The 19,247-nt window shown below is 41.1% G+C and carries 15 protein-coding genes, 16 tRNA genes and 1 rRNA gene; 29 read left to right on the forward strand and 3 right to left on the reverse strand.

All coding sequences use genetic code 11. From position 1 onward, the window contains the following. Nucleotides 1-82 precede the first annotated feature (82 nt). The 20 genes from rrf (at nucleotide 83) to MOJ78_RS03630 (ending at nucleotide 5,729) form a co-directional block, all read left to right on the forward strand. A 5S ribosomal RNA gene (gene rrf / locus MOJ78_RS03535) occupies nucleotides 83-198 on the forward strand. Between the two features lie 9 nt (nucleotides 199-207). Beyond that, a tRNA-Asn gene (locus MOJ78_RS03540) sits at nucleotides 208-282 on the forward strand. 1 nt (nucleotide 283) lies between these two features. Beyond that, nucleotides 284-375, forward strand: a tRNA-Ser gene (locus MOJ78_RS03545). Nucleotides 376-412: 37 nt separating this feature from the next. Next, nucleotides 413-487 (forward strand) — tRNA-Glu (locus tag MOJ78_RS03550). Nucleotides 488-496: 9 nt separating this feature from the next. After that, nucleotides 497-572: transfer RNA gene (locus tag MOJ78_RS03555), tRNA-Val, on the forward strand. A gap of 18 nt (nucleotides 573-590) precedes the next feature. Further along, nucleotides 591-667, forward strand: a tRNA-Met gene (locus MOJ78_RS03560). A gap of 191 nt (nucleotides 668-858) precedes the next feature. Continuing rightward, nucleotides 859-934: transfer RNA gene (locus MOJ78_RS03565), tRNA-Asp, on the forward strand. Between the two features lie 18 nt (nucleotides 935-952). Next, nucleotides 953-1,028 (forward strand) — tRNA-Phe (locus MOJ78_RS03570). 144 nt (nucleotides 1,029-1,172) lie between these two features. Beyond that, nucleotides 1,173-1,248 (forward strand) — tRNA-Thr (locus MOJ78_RS03575). Nucleotides 1,249-1,335: 87 nt separating this feature from the next. Beyond that, nucleotides 1,336-1,420 (forward strand) — tRNA-Tyr (locus tag MOJ78_RS03580). A 3-nt stretch (nucleotides 1,421-1,423) separates the two neighbouring features. Next, nucleotides 1,424-1,497: transfer RNA gene (locus MOJ78_RS03585), tRNA-Trp, on the forward strand. A 17-nt stretch (nucleotides 1,498-1,514) separates the two neighbouring features. Beyond that, nucleotides 1,515-1,590: transfer RNA gene (locus MOJ78_RS03590), tRNA-His, on the forward strand. A gap of 5 nt (nucleotides 1,591-1,595) precedes the next feature. Then, a tRNA-Gln gene (locus MOJ78_RS03595) sits at nucleotides 1,596-1,670 on the forward strand. Nucleotides 1,671-1,674: 4 nt separating this feature from the next. Next, nucleotides 1,675-1,749, forward strand: a tRNA-Gly gene (locus MOJ78_RS03600). A gap of 69 nt (nucleotides 1,750-1,818) precedes the next feature. After that, nucleotides 1,819-1,893, forward strand: a tRNA-Cys gene (locus MOJ78_RS03605). Between the two features lie 24 nt (nucleotides 1,894-1,917). Further along, nucleotides 1,918-2,006: transfer RNA gene (locus MOJ78_RS03610), tRNA-Leu, on the forward strand. A gap of 29 nt (nucleotides 2,007-2,035) precedes the next feature. Continuing rightward, nucleotides 2,036-2,120: transfer RNA gene (locus MOJ78_RS03615), tRNA-Leu, on the forward strand. A 234-nt stretch (nucleotides 2,121-2,354) separates the two neighbouring features. Then, complete coding sequence (locus MOJ78_RS03620; protein WP_304979854.1) at nucleotides 2,355-3,257, forward strand: hypothetical protein; 903 nt, start codon at nucleotides 2,355-2,357, stop codon at nucleotides 3,255-3,257. A gap of 164 nt (nucleotides 3,258-3,421) precedes the next feature. Further along, nucleotides 3,422-4,378 (forward strand): alpha/beta hydrolase, encoded by a 957-nt coding sequence (locus MOJ78_RS03625; RefSeq protein ID WP_304979855.1) that lies wholly within the window; start codon nucleotides 3,422-3,424, stop codon nucleotides 4,376-4,378. Between the two features lie 334 nt (nucleotides 4,379-4,712). Further along, on the forward strand, nucleotides 4,713-5,729 hold the full coding sequence (locus tag MOJ78_RS03630) for a DUF3231 family protein (RefSeq protein WP_304979856.1): 1,017 nt from the start codon (nucleotides 4,713-4,715) through the stop codon (nucleotides 5,727-5,729). Between the two features lie 194 nt (nucleotides 5,730-5,923). On the opposite strand, the gene MOJ78_RS03635 is transcribed toward MOJ78_RS03630, so the two are convergent. Then, nucleotides 5,924-6,352, reverse strand: a complete 429-nt coding sequence (locus tag MOJ78_RS03635) for a DUF1259 domain-containing protein (RefSeq protein WP_304979857.1) — start codon at nucleotides 6,350-6,352, stop codon at nucleotides 5,924-5,926. A 308-nt stretch (nucleotides 6,353-6,660) separates the two neighbouring features. Between MOJ78_RS03635 and MOJ78_RS03640 the strand changes: the two genes are divergently transcribed. Continuing rightward, a complete protein-coding gene (locus tag MOJ78_RS03640) occupies nucleotides 6,661-7,557 on the forward strand; it encodes an HD-GYP domain-containing protein (RefSeq protein ID WP_304979858.1) in 897 nt (298 codons plus the stop codon). A 170-nt stretch (nucleotides 7,558-7,727) separates the two neighbouring features. Beyond that, a complete protein-coding gene (locus MOJ78_RS03645) occupies nucleotides 7,728-7,898 on the forward strand; it encodes a YqaE/Pmp3 family membrane protein (RefSeq protein ID WP_304981172.1) in 171 nt (56 codons plus the stop codon). Nucleotides 7,899-8,013: 115 nt separating this feature from the next. On the opposite strand, the gene MOJ78_RS03650 is transcribed toward MOJ78_RS03645, so the two are convergent. Further along, entirely contained in the window at nucleotides 8,014-8,685 is a 672-nt protein-coding gene (locus MOJ78_RS03650) for a B3/B4 domain-containing protein (RefSeq protein ID WP_304979859.1), read from the reverse strand. A gap of 64 nt (nucleotides 8,686-8,749) precedes the next feature. Here MOJ78_RS03650 and MOJ78_RS03655 point away from each other — a divergent pair, with 64 nt between their 5' ends. The 6 genes from MOJ78_RS03655 to MOJ78_RS03680 all read left to right on the forward strand — a co-directional run bounded on the left by MOJ78_RS03655 (nucleotide 8,750) and on the right by MOJ78_RS03680 (nucleotide 15,141). Then, on the forward strand, nucleotides 8,750-10,459 hold the full coding sequence (locus MOJ78_RS03655) for an ABC-ATPase domain-containing protein (RefSeq protein ID WP_304979860.1): 1,710 nt from the start codon (nucleotides 8,750-8,752) through the stop codon (nucleotides 10,457-10,459). 47 nt (nucleotides 10,460-10,506) lie between these two features. After that, complete coding sequence (queG, locus tag MOJ78_RS03660) at nucleotides 10,507-11,652, forward strand: tRNA epoxyqueuosine(34) reductase QueG (protein ID WP_304979861.1); 1,146 nt, start codon at nucleotides 10,507-10,509, stop codon at nucleotides 11,650-11,652. 57 nt (nucleotides 11,653-11,709) lie between these two features. After that, the gene (locus tag MOJ78_RS03665) at nucleotides 11,710-12,243 is read left to right on the forward strand and encodes a methylated-DNA--[protein]-cysteine S-methyltransferase (protein WP_304979862.1); all 534 of its coding nucleotides are present in this window, start codon (nucleotides 11,710-11,712) and stop codon (nucleotides 12,241-12,243) included. Nucleotides 12,244-12,369: 126 nt separating this feature from the next. After that, the gene (locus MOJ78_RS03670) at nucleotides 12,370-13,260 is read left to right on the forward strand and encodes an amidase domain-containing protein (protein WP_304979863.1); all 891 of its coding nucleotides are present in this window, start codon (nucleotides 12,370-12,372) and stop codon (nucleotides 13,258-13,260) included. Between the two features lie 389 nt (nucleotides 13,261-13,649). Beyond that, nucleotides 13,650-14,120 (forward strand): tRNA (uridine(34)/cytosine(34)/5-carboxymethylaminomethyluridine(34)-2'-O)-methyltransferase TrmL, encoded by a 471-nt coding sequence (gene trmL / locus MOJ78_RS03675; protein WP_304979864.1) that lies wholly within the window; start codon nucleotides 13,650-13,652, stop codon nucleotides 14,118-14,120. A 451-nt stretch (nucleotides 14,121-14,571) separates the two neighbouring features. After that, entirely contained in the window at nucleotides 14,572-15,141 is a 570-nt protein-coding gene (locus MOJ78_RS03680) for a DUF5366 family protein (RefSeq protein WP_304979865.1), read from the forward strand. Nucleotides 15,142-15,171: 30 nt separating this feature from the next. Here the strand turns inward: MOJ78_RS03680 and MOJ78_RS03685 are convergent, their stop codons facing one another. Further along, complete coding sequence (locus MOJ78_RS03685; RefSeq protein WP_304979866.1) at nucleotides 15,172-17,040, reverse strand: transglycosylase domain-containing protein; 1,869 nt, start codon at nucleotides 17,038-17,040, stop codon at nucleotides 15,172-15,174. A gap of 145 nt (nucleotides 17,041-17,185) precedes the next feature. Here MOJ78_RS03685 and MOJ78_RS03690 point away from each other — a divergent pair, with 145 nt between their 5' ends. Further along, nucleotides 17,186-19,084, forward strand: coding sequence for a PrkA family serine protein kinase (locus MOJ78_RS03690; protein WP_304979867.1), 1,899 nt, complete (start codon nucleotides 17,186-17,188; stop codon nucleotides 19,082-19,084). The last annotated feature ends 163 nt before the right edge of the window (nucleotides 19,085-19,247 follow it).

Raw genomic sequence — 19,247 nt, forward strand, 5'->3', positions numbered from 1 at the left:
GGTTTCCTAAACAAAGGAACTTCGACTAAAGACCACCACGTCCTGTGGTGAACATCGAAGTCAACACATCCTGTATAAGTAGTCTGGTGACGACGGCGAAGAGGTCACACCCGTTCCCATGCCGAACACGGAAGTTAAGCTCTTCAGCGCCAATGGTAATTGGGGGCTTCCCCCTGTGAGAGTAGGACGTCGCCGGGCACATTTCGATCCGCAGTAGCTCAGTGGTAGAGCTATCGGCTGTTAACCGATCGGTCGCAGGTTCGAGTCCTGCCTGCGGAGCCATGGAGAGCTGTCCGAGAGGTCGAAGGAGCACGATTGGAAATCGTGTGTGCGGTCAACGCTGTACCGAGGGTTCGAATCCCTCGCTCTCCGCCATAACAGTTTCAATAGTTCTACTACATAACTTTATAATGGCCCCTTGGTCAAGTGGTTAAGACACCGCCCTTTCACGGCGGTAACACGGGTTCGAATCCCGTAGGGGTCACCATTTTATAACGGAGGATTAGCTCAGCTGGGAGAGCACCTGCCTTACAAGCAGGGGGTCGGCGGTTCGATCCCGTCATCCTCCACCATTTATTAATTAATACCGTCGCGGGGTGGAGCAGTCTGGTAGCTCGTCGGGCTCATAACCCGAAGGTCATAGGTTCAAATCCTATCCCCGCAACCAATTAAAAATTCATTGAACTACGTCGATTAACATCGATGCTCAATGAATATCAGGAGTACCTGATAGGGTGCAACCAATTTAAGTTCATTGTGCCACTATGAATAGTTGTCAAAGCTCAATGAACATCAGAAGTACCCGATAGGGTGCAGCCAATTAAAACTAATTCAACCGAAGGTTGTAATTTATAGTAAGGACCCGTGGTGTAGGGGTTAACATGCCTGCCTGTCACGCAGGAGATCGCCGGTTCAAATCCGGTCGGGTCCGCCATTAATTTAATACTAGTATGGCTCGATAGCTCAGTCGGTAGAGCAGAGGACTGAAAATCCTCGTGTCGGCGGTTCGATTCCGTCTCGAGCCACCATTTTTTGTGCCGGCCTAGCTCAATTGGTAGAGCAAGAAGCGGTTACATCCATGAAAAAGCTACGACTTGTCTCGACGCATCAGGCAGCAAGGAATACCTAGCAGAGGAAGAGACAACGATCTTGAATAGACTTCTTATTACTTCGCCGGCCTAGCTCAATTGGTAGAGCAACTGACTTGTAATCAGTAGGTTGGGGGTTCAAGTCCTCTGGCCGGCACCAGCTTTTTTTAGAAAACATTGGTATTTTTGCTAAAAATCAGGCCTTGAAACTCTAATGATTCTGTACTAAAATATTAATTGTCTATTTGGAGGGGTAGCGAAGTGGCTAAACGCGGCGGACTGTAAATCCGCTCCCTCAGGGTTCGGCGGTTCAAATCCGTCCCCCTCCACCATTTAGGGGCATAGTTTAACGGTAGAACAGAGGTCTCCAAAACCTCCAGTGTGGGTTCGATTCCTACTGCCCCTGCCAAATAAATAACGTTTATGGCGATTGTGGCGAAGTGGTTAACGCACCGGATTGTGGTTCCGGCATTCGTGGGTTCGATTCCCATCAGTCGCCCCATATATTGGGCTATAGCCAAGCGGTAAGGCAACGGACTTTGACTCCGTCATGCGTTGGTTCGAATCCAGCTAGCCCAGCCATTTCGCGGAAGTAGTTCAGTGGTAGAACACCACCTTGCCAAGGTGGGGGTCGCGGGTTCGAATCCCGTCTTCCGCTCCATAAAAATTTTAAGGTAGTGCCTGAAAGTGGTACTCCATTTTTGTATCGGGAATAGAATGTTTTAAAGATGGCGGCATAGCCAAGTGGTAAGGCACGGGTCTGCAAAACCCTTATCCCCCGGTTCGAATCCGGGTGCCGCCTCCATAATATAAATTTTAGGCATCCTCTGCCGGGGTGGTGGAATTGGCAGACACACAGGACTTAAAATCCTGCGGTAGGTGACTACCGTGCCGGTTCAAGTCCGGCCCTCGGCACCATTTAGACTAAAATTTATAATATTATTTGTGCCGGTGTGGCGGAATTGGCAGACGCGCACGACTCAAAATCGTGTTCCTCACGGAGTGTCGGTTCGATCCCGACCACCGGTACCATACATATCAGAACCACGTTTCTTACAATTGTAAGAAACGTTTTTTCATTGGAAAAGAAAAATATTTGAACAGAGCGGATTGAATCGACTTTGCACCACGAGATGGTGCAAAATTAACCATGAATTCCCGATGGAAAAACATGAGGGCATTTTTTAACTAAAATTTTGACATATTGAACTGTGATACAATAGATGTTTGAGAGGGGAAAGGTTCTTCGTAAATGGGGGGAGAAAGTTGCATAGTGATAAATACTTAAAAATATTTAGGATTTTTGTAGCTCTGGCTCTAGTTATTAGTCTAGTTCTGAATTTCACATTTTTATCTAGATTAAATCAGCTAGAGCATCAAGTGAATACTGTTTTTAACAATCAACATAACATCATTAGTGACGTGAACGGTCAAACAAGCCATATTCAAAATGTTTTGAATGACATAAAAGAAGAACAAAGCTGGATAAGTGGAATAGATTTGGACGTAAATACAAATGATTTTGAAGATGGTCAAGCGGAAGCAACCTTTGAATGGCAAGTGAAGGAGCTTCAAAACGATTCTGAAGTTGTCTTCAATTATGCCTATGGTGATGATAGTGAGGAATACACAACTTTACCAGCAAAGGAGTTGCAGCAAGGGCTGTTCCAAGTGAAAGTACCGTTTGAGGTTGATGTAGAGCCACTTTGGGAGGTCAGTTTAGAAACTCCTGACTCCAACACAAAACAAGAGATGACCAAAAAAGAGATGGAAGAACATCATCAAAATATACTAAAGTACTACGTATCTGTATCATATGATGACATGGTCAAGAGTGGGGAGATCCACACCGAACCTTTAGGACATTTGGGAACAAAGGATTATGGCATCGTGCAAACAGATATCTATATGCATAAAGAAAACGTTAGCATTGCATTGATTAGTCATAATGTAAATGACTCTATCGTTGTTGAAGAGGCTTATCTTATGATGTATAAGGGTGAAACATTAATAGGGGAAAAAGAGATAGAGTCAGATGACGAAAACAATCCACCTGATCAGAGCGTACGATTATTCAATTTGAATCAAGTAGATAGATATGAGGATATGCGTCTAGTTATAAAAGTCGTCTATACCAATGGGGAAACATTTAAAAAGGAAGTTTATTAAACCGATTACCGGTTCCAGAACACGTTTCTTACACATTGTAAGGAGCGTTTTTTCTTTTTCTTAACTACTTTAATTGTAAACAAATACCATGCTATTTAAGACTTATTCTGTGCTCTTTTCTAGTATAATGGAACTAGAGATTTAAAAGGGGAAGGAGACAAAGTGTGTTAAAGAAAAAATGGGGGACAATTTCTTTAGGGCTTCTTAGTGTTTTTTTAATAATTGATATCCTTGCTAGTTTTTATTTTTATGATCTGGCAATTAAACGTAACGTAAAGGACTTTTTAACAGGTAATGAAGATTTAGAAGTATCTGCAAAGGCGATCGATGTTTTCTTGGATGGTGACTGGCGATCATGGTACAGCAACCAAGACTTTAAAAACTGGGAGATGGAATCGTTTGACGGTTTGACTCTTCAAGGATATTTTTTAGAAGCAAAAGAACCGACAAATAAGACCGTTGTGTTTGCACATGGCTATCTTGGAGATGCACAAGATATGGGTCTGTATGGTCAGTATTATTATGAACAGCTGGGATACAATATATTCACAGTTGATCTTCGTGGTCATGGCACGAGTGAAGGGGACTATATCGGTTTTGGTTGGCATGATCGATTGGACATTGCCGATTGGGTGGATAAGGTGATTGAAAAGCAGGGTCCTGCGTCAGAAATTGTATTACATGGGGTCTCGATGGGTGCTGCTTCAGTTTTAATGGCGAGCGGAGAAGATCTTCCTGACAATGTCAAAGCCATCGTTGCAGACAGCCCTTATACGAATGTTTATGATTTATTTGAATATCAATTGGACCGTATGTATCAGTTACCTGCTTTTCCGGTATTGCCAAGTACAAGTCTAATCACCGAAATACAAGCGGGTTATTCGCTAACAGAAGCATCCGCATTGGATCAAGTGAAAAAAGCAGACGTACCAATTTTATATATTCACGGAAATGATGATACATTTGTGCCAACTGCAATGTCCAAACAATTATATGAAAATACGAAAAGTAAAGCGGAAATGATCACGTTTGATGAAGCCAATCACGGTGAAGCGTTTGTGATCCACAAGCAAAAGTATGTTGCAAAATTGAAGGGATTTTTGGAAACGTATCTAGAATGAGGCTGTATCCATCATTCCAGGACAAATAGATTGTGAGCTCAGTACAATTGGGCTCACAATCTTTTTTTTAATTAAAGGAAAAATGCTTATGTATATTGGAAAAACGGATAAATGGCAAAGGAAAAACACACAATAGGGTTAAAAAGGATAGATGGAATAGTGATGCTAGGTAAAGGTAGAAAACAACGAAGGCAAACTGTAATCCTGGGGCTTATTGGAGCTCTATGTCAATATCAGAAGAATAAAACAAAAATGAGTGTAAAAACAAACAGGTGAACAAAGTAAGTGAAAAACTACATAATTTCGCCCGAATATATGGAGGGAAAATATTATAATGGCAACGGAAGGAAAAAAGTTAAAGTTAACTTCTGCAGAAATTACAAACATATGGACTGCCTACATGAATGATACTGCAGCTCTTTGTCAGTTACAATATTTTATAGAAAAAGTTGAGGATCAAGAAATAAAACCTGTTATTCAATATGCTATAGAATTATCTGAAACACATATAAAAAAGCTACATAAAATCTTTAATAACGAGGATTACCCTGTTCCATATGGGTTCAAATTAGAAGAAGATGTGGATACTACTGCACCAAGGTTGTATTCAGATTCGTTTGTATTAAATTATCTGGATCAAATGGGAAAAGTCGGTTTGAATTCATATAGCATGTGTCTATCTTTTTCGGTAAGGGAAGATATATACGATTACTTTAGTGAGTGCCTTGCAGAATCAGATAAACTTCTAAAGAAAGCAAATGATGTTTTATTATCCAAAGGGCTTTATATCAGGTCTCCTTATCTTCCAATTCCTTCTCATATTGATTTTGTCAAGAAGCAAAAATTTATGAATGGCTATTTAGGAGAAAGAAGGCCATTAGCAGGACCTGAAATAACAAACCTTTATGCCAATTTTCAAAGAAATGCTTTAGGGGCAGCGACTCTGATAGGATTTACTCAGGTTGCTAAGGGTAAAGATGTGCGGAAGTTCCTGGTAAGAGGGAAAGAGATTGCATCCAAGCATTGTGAGGTATTTAGTTCTATCCTTAGAGAAGATGACATAACTGTTCCGATGTCATGGGATACAGAAGTGACGGATTCTACTACATACACTTTTTCTGACAAGATCATGATGTTTTATACGACATCATTAATATCGTTAAGTGTTGCTTATTATGGCGCAAGTATGTCAATGAGCCCTAGAAGAGATATTGGTACCCAGTACACTAGGATGAATCAAGAAATATTACTTTTTGCTGAAGATGGTGCCAATATCATGATTAAAAATGGATGGTTAGAGGAACCACCACGGGCATTGGATAGAAATGAATTAGCTAAGAAAAATAATTAGTTATTAAGTTTAGTTTGCATTACTCTATCGTGTTGATTCCGTCCAGATTTAATATATATATATCAAATAAAATGGTGCGTAACGATTATTACGCACCTCAACATCAATTATGGAAAACTTAAAAAGATTGATAATGATTGCATTTTAAAAACACAGTGGCGGACGTCGTATTACTTTCAAAAATCACCATCAAGCTAATGTTTATTTCGTCTATGGCGGTCGTCTAATACTCTAAAAGCTTCTCTGACTTTTTTTGCGAATTGTAGTGGTGGCTCAATCGATTCGAAGTGCATATACATAGCCCTTGGTTCTTCGAATAACCAGTGGTTATGGACTGCCGTAACGAGTAGATCCCGCTTTCTTAGTTCTGTTAATAATGGGTTAACTTCTTCCTGTAAAAGAACTGTCTCCCCTAAATTTAAAGCTCTACCTTTGCTATCAAGGTTTTCAAAAGTGAAAAATTGAGGAAGTACTAGCGGGGATTGTGTTCTGCGTCCAAGAATTTCAAATCGAAGTCTACGGAATCTTTGTACAAGACAAACGTCATTTTCATCTAAACTTCCCATTCCATCAAGAATCCTAGCAAATTCCTGGCACAAACCTTTTTTCTTTTCCCAATTCATTTAATCCACCTCCTTCACAACGTTGTGGTAACTACCTGAAAAGGAGGTACTTCATATTCCCCTTTCTTTTATATTATGTTCTTTCCTCAATTTTCGAAATGGACAAGCATACAGGGCAATAATGGAACTTACTCTTTCCTATTGTTCAGGGGAATTTGGATTGAACTGTAACTGGTTCTTATGCAGTGGTATGTCGGTTAGCATCAAAAAATAGAAGGAAAATATCATTTTTTGAAGAAAAACATATAAACATGCCATTTTATGATTTACAAATACATTACCTAGCCAATAAGTAACTATGTGGGGGGTTGAAGATAATCGAACAATTTGATGTCAATGAGTTTGCTTCTTTGGTCGGTAAACATCCAAATACCGTAGAAGAATGGTTTAGCAAAATGGAAGAAAAATTAATTCATTACGTTCAACGAATTAATAATGAAAAGGTGTATGACCAAAACGATCTGAAACTAGCTTTATTTATAAATGACAAACGCGAAGAAAAGTGGTCGTTTGATGAAATTTTTAAGAAACTGGTCAAAATTAATGATCTCCGTCCCTTCCCTAGTGAAGAGGCATCTAAAGAATCTACCACAATCGATATTAACTTTAATTCAAGATTCGAACGTGACCCTGAATCGCTTTTTTTCGAGATTGCCCAGGATAATGAAGTAATTCAAATGTTCAAGTATCATTCGTTAAGAGTAATGTACATTGCAAGTATGTTAGCTAAGAGAGCTGAATGCTATGACGAAGATTTACGTGTAGCTGCATTACTTCATGATATAGGCAAAATGGGTGTTTCGAAAAACATATTGTTAAAGCCAGAAAAATTAAGTGATTTAGAATACATAATCATCCAAAGCCATTCTCATATTGGAAATGTCATCGTTCGAAAAAGACTTGGACTGACTCAAGCAGCAAGATACATACGGGATCATCATGAGTGGTGGGATGGTGGCGGTTATCCGCGTCGGTTGGTTGGAGATGAGATTTCGGTACAAGGTCGAATAATCTCAATTTGTGATGCCTTTGACACAATGACGATTGACCGTCGTAACTATAAAAAGACAACGTTGACCTATGATGAGGCGTTTAGTGAATTGCGTCGCTGTTCTTGGACACAGTTTGATGGAAATTTAGTAAATATGTTTATTGCGATGATGAGCGAAGCCAAAATACCTGAGTTCATGCTTAACGAAGTATAAAAAGCCTTGTCAAATGGGGTGTCAATTCAAGTTACTGAGCGAACTTTCCTTTTTTTCTTATATGAATAATCCGATTCATGAAACGTATTATCTACAAAGTCCATGAATGTGTTTACCTTTCTCCTAAATGGGGTATTCTCATAGTACGTTTAAAAAGGAGGAAGACAATGATGCTTTACTTACTTGCTTTAATACTTCCACCGCTAGCAGTATTCTTAACTGGAAGGAAGACACAAACTTTATTAAATATCATTTTAACGATAATTGGATGGTTGCCAGGTGTGATACACGCATTCTTTATTGTACACAAACATAATGAGCGAAGAAGCAGTGTGGTGTAGAAAAACTAAAAACCTCCGAAATGGAGGTTTTGTACATATTCTCACAATTAACGGCTTATAATGATTAAAACTAGATTAACGCAACGTCTTGTTTCGTAAAACGAGGTGTTGCGTTTTAATTTGCGACAACGACTTCAGTTGTTGCAGAGCCTCCGTGAATTTGGATGAACATTTTTTGGATCGCATCGAGCATTTCAGCGGCATTTTCTTCAGTTAGTGATGGTTGGAAATAAACGAGGTGTAGTGCGTCCTTCGTATCTTCTGTAACCATTGTCCGCTTTGAATCAATGATAGGGCTTCCGAATGCCCCGGTGGCATCGCGGGAGAGGACTTTACCTTTCATATCTGTGTTACGACCATTGATTGCTTCGTAGTGATCCTCTTCTGAACCAATATCGATAGCAACATCCCCTTTAAGGTGGGCCAAATCATAAATGCCTAATGGTAACTTGTATTGTAACGAAAAGAAGTTATTCGTATCTGCTGCAGAGTGGATTGGTCCAAGCTGCTGACCCTTGTAAACACGTCTTAATAATGCTTCTGAGGAGGGTCGATACCTCGAAGGGTCTGTTCCTGCTTTTTTAAAAAGCTGCCGCCACTCCTGAATCGGTTCGATTGAAGAAATCGGCTTCTCATCAGCCTCTAACATAAGTGATTCTTGATACAATTGGAGGCGTCCAGCTAACATTTTAGGAGAGTCTTCAACCGTGATATTATGATACTGAATGACCCCGATTTTAAAATCAGGGGATAGGTTTTGCATTTGATTAGAAATGGTGATGGTCATTTTGTCACCTCAACATACAAGTTTTAGTTCAGTTTAACATAATGGATGAAGGAGTGTTTGAACGTTGCATAGACTAAGGAGTTTGCTGCAAAAGATTGATGGCAGAGGATATAAAGCGTATAAGGAGATTCGCGGATCCTACGAATTTGATGGATATCGTCTACATATTGATCATGTACAGGGGGATCCGTTTGCGAGTCCATCTAAAATTCGGCTAGAAGTACCCAAATCAAGAACGGTTTTAAAAGGGGAATGGGAGACGACTTCGCAGCGGAAAGTCCGTTTAGAAGATACAATCACCCGAAGTGTTGCCATTTCGATTCACGAGCAAGATAAACGTGCAAGTGGGTCGGGAAAAAGCGGATTGATTGCGATTGACGAACCGAGCCAAGAGGTGCTCGAGCGGACATCCGTGCAATTATCTGCAACCTCCATTTTCATTTGCCTCACGATCGGGTTGCCTGCTAAAGGTCGTACTGTGTTAGGTCGCCAAGCTGAGAAAATTTTTAATGCAATCCTTCCTGAGATTGTTCGGGATTCGATTTTTTCATTAAAGGAAGCAGCACTTTTGAAGGCCATTCAACTTTGTGATCAACAGGATGCCATTCGTGCGTTTTTGGAAAAAGAGGGTCTTGTGGCGTTCATTGCGAATGGGTCAGTTTTGCCAAGGGAGAGTGGAGTCAGCGATCATCCACTTAAATCAGGCGATGTTGTTCCATTTCAATCGCCACATTCGCTTGAAGTTTCAATCAAAATACCTCATCGACAGGATTCGATTACGGGGATGGCGATCACTGAAGGCATCACGCTAATCGTTGGTGGAGGTTATCATGGAAAGAGTACAGTCCTTGAATCGATTGAGCGGGGTGTTTATGATCATATTGAAGGGGATGGCCGAGAGTTTGTCCTCACGAATGAAACGGCAATGAAGGTTAGAGCGGAGGATGGCCGGAAAATTACGAGTGTGAATATTTCTCCGTTTATCAAAAACCTGCCTTTCGGAAAAACAACGGACCGTTTTACATCTGAGGATGCAAGCGGCAGTACTTCACAGGCGGCAACAATCATTGAATCACTTGAGGCGGGTACTGAAGTTTTACTAATTGATGAGGACACAAGTGCGACGAATTTCATGATCCGTGATCAGCGTATGCAGCAGCTTGTATCAAAGGATAGGGAACCAATCACACCGTTCATAGATAAGGTGAAACAACTTTATAGTGAGCATGCTGTTTCGACGCTTCTAGTTATGGGAGGCTCCGGCGATTATTTTGATGTTGCTGATACGGTAGTCTTGATGGATCAGTATCGACCATATGATGTCACCTCTAAGGCAAAGGAGATCGCTCAAAGCACAGCTACAGGACGTCGTGAGGAAGGTGGGGAACGATTTGGGGATCATGAATGTCGGATGCCTTCTCCAGCAAGTCTTAACAGTCGGAAAGGCAAAAGATCGAAAGTAGCTGCTAGAGGGCTGAAGACGATCCAATACGGAATGACAGATATTAAACTCGATTATGTAGAGCAACTGACCGATCCAAGCCAAACGAGAGGCATTGCGGAAATCCTCCATTTTATCGAGAAAAAGAATTGGTTAGGAACGATGACATTCTCCGAACTGCTTGAAAAAGTTGAGAAGCAAATCCACGAACAGGGATTGGCTTCATTTACAGATTTTCCTAATGCGCATCCTGGTGACTTGGCGCGGCCGCGTATGTTAGAATTAGCTTCAGCAATCAATCGATTACGTACGTTAAAAATAAATGATAGATAATTGGACAAGGCGTATTAAGTGATTTTAAGAGAAAGGGGGGTCAAACGATGACAGGTGCCCAGTTGAAAGAGGAAGTCATTGCATATAGTAAAACAATCGGAATCGATAAAATTGGATTCACGACAACGGACCCATTTTTAGAGCTGAAGGAACGGCTACGAACTCAACAGGAATTCGGATATCAATCAGGTTTTGAAGAGTCGGATATTGAAAAGCGAACCAATCCTGGGCTGCTGCTTCCGAAAGCGCGCTCGATTATTTCGATTGCACTAGCGTATCCTTCTAAATTGAAAGATGCACCGAAAAGCACGAAGGAAGAGCGTCGAGGTATTTTTTGCAGAGCATCATGGGGTAAGGATTATCACCACATCCTTCGTGACCGGATGCAAAAGCTTGAGCAATTTATAAGTGAAGTCTCACCAGAAGCCAAGGTTATTTCGATGGTCGATACAGGAGAGCTCTCAGATCGAGCAGTCGCTGAGAGGGCTGGGATTGGCTGGAGCGGTAAAAACTGCGCAACCATTACACCTGAGTTTGGCTCCTACGTCTATTTGGGTGAATTGATCACTACGATACCATTTCCACCTGACCAACCGATGACGGATCAATGTGGTACGTGTAATAAATGCGTGGAGGCATGTCCGACCGGTGCACTCGTTACTGGCGGCCAGTTGGATGCCAACAAATGTATTGCTTTTTTAACCCAAACAAAAGGGTTTCTACCTGAGCAGTATCGCGAAAAAATCGGCAATCGACTGTATGGCTGCGATACGTGTCAGCAGGTTTGTCCTGAGAATAAAGGAATCGACATTCATCATCATCCTGAAATGGAGCCGGATCCTGAAGTCGCAAAGCCGAAGCTGAAATCATTGCTTTCGATAAGCAATCGTGAGTTCAAGGAGAAGTTCGGACCTGTTTCTGGATCATGGAGAGGGAAGAAACCCATCCAGCGCAATGCAATTATCGCCCTTGGGAATTTTAAAGATGTAACGGCGGTTCCAGATCTAATTGATGTGATGATGAAGGATCCAAGACCAGTCATTCGCGGGACAGCTGCATGGTCTCTAGGTAAAATAGGTGGCTCAGAAGTTGAAAATGCGCTTAAACAAGCAAAAGAGAAAGAAAACGAGACGATAGTAGTAGCAGAAATTGATAAAAGCCTAAATTTGATGGATAAACAAGTTATTTCGTAATGGTTTAATATAATTTCGTTCAGTATGATTAGTCAAAAGGGTAAAAGAAGGGATAAGATGTTTACTAGACAGAGCGTGCAATATGGGGAAATGGAATGTATTCTTGGTCCCCTGACACTTTTGAAAACAGATAAGGGATTGTGCCGGATCGATTTTGGGACGGCCGAAGACAATTTACCTCTTATTAAAGCATGGCTCAAAAAACAGCTGATCACAGCTGAACTGGAGCTGCAGCAAGAATCAATGGAACCCTATATTGTTCAACTGGAAGAGTATTTTGCACGTCAGCGTACGGTGTTTGATATTCCGCTCGATCTTTTTGGGACGCGATTTCAAAAGCAAGTGTGGGATGGACTGATGCATATACCATATGGCGAGACATATTCATACAAAGACATCGCTACCTTGATTGGATCGCCTAAGGCTGTTCGTGCAATAGGTAGCGCCAATAATAAAAATCCAATGCCAATCATTATTCCTTGTCATCGTGTGATTGGAAGTAACGGTTGCTTAGTAGGGTACGGCGGCGGTCTTGATAAAAAGGAAGTATTATTAAATCTCGAGCAACAACCTTCACAAATTTGTTCATGAATAGGATGTTCAATCAAATATAATTAACGCAGGTTATAGCCTGTAAGGATAGGACCCATATTCCGGGTTCTTTTTTTGTGGATTGGACCATACATATAAAGGAATGAAATCAAAGGGGGGTTGCGTATGGAATGGCTTACGTCACTTAGACTGTTTATTGAAGAGTACAACGCATCCTTCACACGGGAACAGATTTATGACCAGCGTCTGAGTCAATTGGAAAGAGAAGCCCTTGATCGGAAGTTGAAAAGTATGGATGATCGTGGTGCGGTAATCGTGAATGCGAAGGTGAAAGTGAAAATCCTAGAAAGTCGTTCTGATGATGTAGAACGGGATGTAACCTACTTAATTCTTCGCTCGTATTTAATCAAACAAAATAATAAATTTTATGTAGAAGAAAGTATGGAAAGGCGAAAAGCGATTCTCCATGACAATGTAATCCGTCAAGATGAAGGCTTAAATCGCGAGGGGGATATGAAAGCCGATATCGTAAATCTTGACCGAGATCCGGATATAGCTCCGATGCCACGCTATCGATATAATCGTCTGGAGGCAGTAAAGTACGCTGAAAGATGGTGGAACTCACATAACACTGCTTACCGTTTGTTTGATAATGATTGTACGAACTTCATTTCCCAATGCTTGCATGCAGGAGGTGCTCCGATGCGGGGGCATCCGAACCGCTCCAAAGGCTGGTGGTACAGCGGGAGTACCTGGAGTTACAGCTGGGCTGTCGCTAATGCATTAAGGTGGTACTTAAGCGGTTCAAAGCAAGGCTTACGGGGCGAGGAGGTCGGGTCGCCTGAACAATTAATGCTCGGTGATGTCATTTGTTATGATTTTGATGGGGACGGTAGGTGGCAGCACAATACGATGGTCGTGGCCAAGGATGATTACGGAATGCCTCTTGTTAATGCGCACACTTATAATAGCCGGATGAGGTACTGGGAGTATACCGATTCCACTGCGTATACGCCTAAAATCAAATATAAATTCTTTCGTATTGTAGACGGTTGAATTTTCAGCCGTCTTTTTTAATGCGATTCCACAGTGAAATTCCGACATTCATCGGGTGCATTCAGACTATAGTCCGCTTACAATTTTCGCGGAACGTTTTTACCGGATTGGGACCAAAAGACATTCTGAGTTGGAGGCTTTCGGACTTAAATCTATCCAATGGAACATTTTTGAGCACCTAATGTAGTAAAATCTTTAATAAATGATCGGCCAAAAGTGGAGTTGCTCCACTTTTCATCTATCTTCAGTATTTTGAGAAGAGACGTCGAATTTGAAAAAATACCCGCCTAACTCGGCTACAATTTCGGATCACCTGTGAACATGCTATAATTAATACGGATTTGAATGAACCATACAAGTTATTAAAATCAATCTCGAGGTGAATGTTGTTGTCAATACATGTAGTTTTATACCAACCGGAAATCCCCGCAAACACAGGAAACATTGCCAGAACCTGTGCAGCAACAGATACGACACTACACTTGATCCGTCCGCTCGGATTTTCGACTGAGGATAAAATGTTAAAACGTGCGGGACTTGATTATTGGAAGTTTGTGAACATTGTCTATTACGACTCTCTAGAGGAGTTTTTCGAGCATAACATAGGACAGTACTTTTATTTGACAAAGCACGGAAAGAAGCCGCACAGTGATTTCGATTACAGTGATCAGAACGAGGATTATTATTTCATTTTCGGCCGCGAAACAACGGGTCTTCCCGATCAGCTTTTAGAGGAAAATATGGAGAGATGCTTACGAATTCCGATGAATGATAACGTACGGTCGCTTAACCTTTCGAATACAGCAGCAATTCTTATCTATGAAGCACTACGTCAACAAAGTTATCTAGATCTTTATTAAAATAAAGAAAACTTGGCTAGCGCCAAGCCTTAGTGTAGGCAATCGCCCTAGTTGTACTTATACTTAGGACGTAAACTTTTTCTCCAACGTCGGTCATTCTTCCTTGCTGAAAAGTTATACTCCTAACGTGAAATAAAGGGGGACCCGATAAGGAATCACTCCTTGGGGTCCACCCTTCATTATTATGCAGGATATGTATCCTACGCTTATTTCGTTCCAGGACGATCATTGTATCCTGCTGTAAAAATAGCCACCAAAAATGCTAAGGTTACAGCTAAAATGAGGATCAAGCTCATATGACATCCTCCTTTAAAGCCTAGTTTATCCATTCTTAACTCCCATTATAGCAAAAAATTATCAAATGTGTATGAAAAACTGTGACAATAATGCAATAATGGACAAGGGCACTTTACATTATAAGAGTTTAACATCCTATAACAGGGGAAATGCTATGCTTGGGAAAAATACATATCTGACGGGTTACTTTCCGTTGTTCGCAATTATATTATACAGTGCTTCATTCGGATTCCTTACCGAGGAATACTTAGTCTCACAATTACAACGACTTGGAATATATCAGGGGATGACCGAGCTGTTTTCGATCAGTACGGTACAGGTTTCCTTATGGTTCATTATGTGCCTATTCTTTTTCATGCTGTTTGCCGCCCTTAAACTCATTTCGGACACCTTAATTGAATTGTCACTATTTTTCTTTTCAAAAGAGAGTGAAGGGCATACGTTAAATCAAGTTCGCTCAGGGAGTTCCATATTTCTGGTCGGTGGCTTGTGCTCAATTTTATTCATCAAGTCGGGTATTCTGCTACTCGTGTCCTTCACGTTAGCTTGCTTTATTTATTTTTGCTTTTTTATTTATAAGGCAAGTGAGAAATTATCGATTGCAGGTATGTTTGGAGTCGTATTCATGAATCTGCTCTTTTGGGTGTTTTTCACATCAGGAGTCGTCTATGCCTTTTTAAAAGTATACGGCGCACTCATGTCTGGAATTTTGTCCGGAACATAAAAGGAAAGGCTAAAAGTAGCCTCTCCTTTTTTATTCGACAGCCTCACTCATAATGTCCTGCCACATTTTAAGATGGACGGCCTTTCCAGCAACATCGGGAATCGGGGCGGGCTTATCCTTTCCGACCCAAATTCCAGCTGTATACTTATCCGTCATTCCGACAAACCACACGTCCTTCGTATCATTCGTCGTTCCAGTTTTTCCACCGATATAGCTTGTGTTTACATATGCACTCCTAGCTGTTCCGCCTGTAACCACATAGTTAAAAAGGATACGCATCTTTCGGTTCGTCGCATCAGACCACACTTGCTTCCGACGATCCTCCCATTTGTATAATACCTTTCCATTCGGAGTTGTTACAGATTGTATCGCTCTTGCGGGTTGATAGGTTCCATTATGACTGAATGTAGTATAGGCGTCCGTCAATTCCAGCGGACTTACACCGTATGTAAATCCGCCAAGGACTGAAGAAATATGTTGGTCTTGCTCTAATACCTTTTCGAATGTAAACGGTGCTAAAAATGAAAAAGCTTTCTCAATTCCAATCGCCTCGACCATTCTAACAGCTGCAGTATTGATCGAACTGCCAATTGCCTCACGCATTGAAACCATCCCATAAACAGCTTGCCCATAATTGGAAGGGCAGTAATCCTTTTTACAAAAAGGGCTGGCATCTACCGGGACGTTTAATGGCGTTGATCTCACTTCGATATACGGAGCAAAAGCGAGCAGTGGCTTGATCGCAGAACCAGGCTGGCGATAGGCTTGATAGGCACGGTTGAAATCCGCACGACCGACTTCTTTCCCGCCAATCAAGGCAACGATTTGCTGTGACATATGATCGATGATGACAAAGGCACCTTCCACGCCATTTGGCAGGCTGGTACGTATCGTCTCTTCCGCGATCGTTTGGAGTTCAGCATTAAGGCTTGTATGTATGCGAATGCCTTGTTCATAGATTAACTCATAAACTCGACCTTTTAGTTCGTTTCTTACCTTCTGCTTTTCCCCAGACGATTTTGCCTTGTTGATTCTTTCTGCAAAGCCTTCCTTTTTACTAACCAATTGTTCAAATTCATCGAGTACATAAGAGACGTAGTCTGGAAAAAAATGGTGCGGTCGTGTCACATTCAGCTGGATTTGTTCTCGAAGGGCTTGTTCATATTGCTTTTGAGAAATGAAACCTTGTTCATGCATTTTACTTAAAACATGATGCTGCCTTTCAAGTGTTTGATCGAGATGTTCAATTGGATCATAGTAGGCTGGACGGTTCGGAATCCCACATAATAATGCCGTTTCGGCGATCGTCAACTGTTCTACAGATTTTCCGAAATAAAATCGGCTTGCGGTTTCGATCCCGTAAACGCCATTTCCAAAATAAATGACGTTACTGTACAGCTCAAGTATTTTCTCTTTAGAAAGCTGTTGTTCGAGCTGATAAGACAGAAACGCTTCATTTATTTTCCGTTCATATGTTTTTGTATTAGATAAGTAAAGGTTTTTCGCAAGCTGTTGGGTAATTGTACTACCGCCTTGTTCAAGTGAGCCGGATTTCGCATTAACGACAAAGGCACGGATGATTGCGGCACCATCAATTCCTGGATGATCAAAAAAATGCTGGTCTTCCGCTGCAATAAAGGCGTTAATCACATTTCTAGGCAACTGCTCATAAGGTATGTATACCCGGTGAGCTGTACCGTACAAGGTGTCAATGACCATATCATTTAAGCCCGTGATTTTCGTGCTTTCGATTACGTTGATCGATCCGATCTTTACGTTTTCTTTTATGTACTGAGAGGGGGATTGAACCTGGTTTTCATCCGCTGCTATTGAGGTCGAAAACCAATAAGAACTAAGTAACATTCCAATAATCACTAGATAACCTGTAAATTGTTTCAAGAGTTCACCTTGTCCTTATGTTTGTATTGTTTCTTCATTTTACCATTTATTGAGAAGCATTTGGTTGGAAAATAAGCTTGAATGATACCGTTAAACAAGGCATACGATGTATTACATGCACCATTATTCCTTGGAGGGGGTACTCATGGATATATTAGGTAAACTGCAACGGCACCGTGAAGAAGTAAAACGATTGGTTTGGGAAGGTACCTTCGCTGAATATTTGGAGATTCTACGAGAGCGTCCGGAAGTTGCTCAATCTGCCCATTCTCGTGTATATAATATGATTAAAAGTCATGGAATTGAACAAGGAAGCGACTCTAAAAAACGCTTCAAATTCTTTTCCAATCAGATTTTCGGGCTAGAAGAGGCTATTGAGCGACTTGTCGAGGAATATTTTCATCCTTCAGCAAAGCGCTTGGATGTTCGGAAAAGGATTTTATTATTGATGGGTCCGGTAAGTGGAGGGAAATCAACGATAGTAACAATGCTGAAAAGAGGTCTTGAAGCATATTCAAGAACGGATGAAGGGGCAGTTTATGCAATTAAAGGCTGTCCGATGCATGAAGATCCACTCCACTTAATCCCTCACAACTTACGGGAGGAATTTTACAAGAATTATGGGATTCGGATTGAAGGTTCCTTGTCACCTCTTAATGTAATGCGGTTGGAGAAGGAGTACGACGGACGGATTGAAGACATGATGGTAGAGCGGATATTCCTTAATGAAGACAAGCGAGTAGGTATCGGGACGTTTAGCCCGTCCGATCCAAAGTCCCAGGATATCGCTGATTTGACAGGAAGTATTGATTTTTCAACTATTGCTGAATTTGGATCTGAGTCAGACCCGCGTGCCTATCGGTTTGATGGTGAATTAAACAAAGCTAACAGAGGGATGATGGAATTTCAGGAAATGCTGAAGTGTGATGAAAAGTTCCTCTGGCATTTGCTGTCCCTTACCCAGGAAGGAAATTTTAAAGCAGGTCGGTTTGCATTGATTTCTGCGGATGAACTGATTGTAGCCCATACGAATGAAGCGGAGTACAAATCATTTATATCAAATAAAAAGAACGAGGCTTTACATTCAAGGATCATCGTAATGCCGATTCCTTATAACTTGAAGGTTACTGAGGAAGAGAAAATATATGAGAAGATGATTAATGAGAGTGATATTGCTGACATTCACATTGCACCGCACGCACTTCGTGTCGCCGCAATTTTCTCAGTGCTTACAAGAATGAAGGAGTCTAGTAAACAGGGTGTTGATTTTGTTAAAAAGATGCGACTGTACGATGGGGAGAATGTTGAAGGGTTTAACACTGCCGATGTGGAAGAACTGAAAAAGGAATTTAATGATGAAGGTATGGGTGGAATTGATCCGCGGTATGTCATCAACCGTATCTCATCGGCAATAATTCGTAAGGATGTATCAGCAATCAACCCACTTGATGTACTGCGATCATTAAAGGATGGATTGGATCAGCATGCATCAATATCGAAGGAAGACCGTGAAAAGTATATCAACTTTATCTCGGTAGCGCGAAAAGAATATGATGATATTGCGAAAAAAGAAGTTCAAAAAGCATTCGTATATTCGTATGAAGAATCTGCGAAAACATTAATGGATAATTATTTAGATAATGTCGAAGCGTACTGTAATAAAAATAAGTTGCGTGATCCATTAACCGGTGATGAAATGAATCCAGATGAAAAATTAATGCGTTCAATCGAGGAGCAGATCGGGATCTCCGAGAATGCGAAAAAAGCGTTCCGTGAAGAGATTTTAATTCGTATTTCCGCCTATGCCCGCAAAGGGAAGAAATTCGATTACAATTCGCACGAGCGGTTACGTGAAGCAATTCAGAAGAAATTGTTCGCAGACCTGAAGGATGTCGTCAAGATTACAACGTCAACGAAAACCCCTGATGAGTCCCAGCTGAAGAAAGTGAATGAAGTCATCGCCCGTTTGATTGATGAACACGGGTATAACTCCATATCTGCAAACGAATTGCTCCGCTATGTCGGAAGCTTACTGAACCGATAATGTGTATGGGTCAGACACCTTGATTAAGCCTTGTTGAATATGGCTTACATTATGGTGTCTGGCCCTTTTTATAACCTGTACATATTGATTTACAAACGTATTCCGGTTTCCCTTTCCTCAATCTTCACAATAATTTAACAAGGCGTATACTTGCAGTTAAATT

It is taken from the genome of Alkalihalobacillus sp. AL-G (assembly GCF_030643805.1).
Lineage (GTDB): Bacteria > Bacillota > Bacilli > Bacillales > Fictibacillaceae > Pseudalkalibacillus.